We start from the raw sequence: 843 nt of genomic DNA, 5'->3' as shown, positions 1-843 counted from the left end.
CTTAACCTTCGGGAGGGCGCTTACCACTTTGTGATTCATGACTGGGGTGAAGTCGTAACAAGGTAACCGTAGGGGAACCTGCGGTTGGATCACCTCCTTACCTTAAAGAACCTGCCTTTGTAGTGCTCACACAGATTGTCTGATGAAAATAGCAGTAAAAATCTCTGCAGGCTTGTAGCTCAGGTGGTTAGAGCGCACCCCTGATAAGGGTGAGGTCGGTGGTTCAAGTCCACTCAGGCCTACCAAACTCCTTTTAAAGGATGAGCGGTACAGAGATTGCAAACGATGGGGTTATAGCTCAGCTGGGAGAGCGCCTGCCTTGCACGCAGGAGGTCTGCGGTTCGATCCCGCATAGCTCCACCATCCTTTTACTGCGAACACAAGAAAACTTCAGAGTGAACCTGAAAAGGTGCACTGCGAAGTTTTGCTCTTTAAAAATCTGGATCAAGCTGAAAATTGAAACGACACACATGTTATGTGTGTTCGAGTCTCTCAAATTTTCGCAAGTCGATGATGAATCGAAAGAAACATCTTCGGGTTGTGAGGTTAAGCGACTAAGCGTACACGGTGGATGCCCTGGCAGTCAGAGGCGATGAAGGACGTGCTAATCTGCGAAAAGCGCCGGCGAGGTGATATGAACCTTTGACCCGGCGATGTCCGAATGGGGAAACCCAGTGTGTTCCGACACACTATCGTTAACTGAATACATAGGTTAACGAGGCGAACCGGGGGAACTGAAACATCTAAGTACCCCGAGGAAAAGAAATCAACCGAGATTCCCCCAGTAGCGGCGAGCGAACGGGGAGCAGCCCAGAGTCTGAATCAGCTTGTGTGTTAGTGGAA

2 tRNA genes and 2 rRNA genes are annotated in these 843 nt (G+C 49.7%); all 4 read left to right on the top strand.

The window, feature by feature from the left end:
• A 16S ribosomal RNA gene (locus AC2T6E_RS22625) occupies positions 1 to 100 on the top strand; the annotation flags it as partial.
• A gap of 68 nt (positions 101 to 168) precedes the next feature.
• Positions 169 to 245, top strand: a tRNA-Ile gene (locus tag AC2T6E_RS22620).
• Positions 246 to 287: 42 nt separating this feature from the next.
• A tRNA-Ala gene (locus AC2T6E_RS22615) sits at positions 288 to 363 on the top strand.
• A 181-nt stretch (positions 364 to 544) separates the two neighbouring features.
• Positions 545 to 843 (top strand): 23S ribosomal RNA (locus tag AC2T6E_RS22610); the annotation flags it as partial.

It is taken from the genome of Enterobacter sp. B79-1 (genome assembly GCF_057444735.1).
Note: the sequence above shows the minus strand (reverse complement) of the source record. Positions and strands in the feature narration are given on the sequence as shown.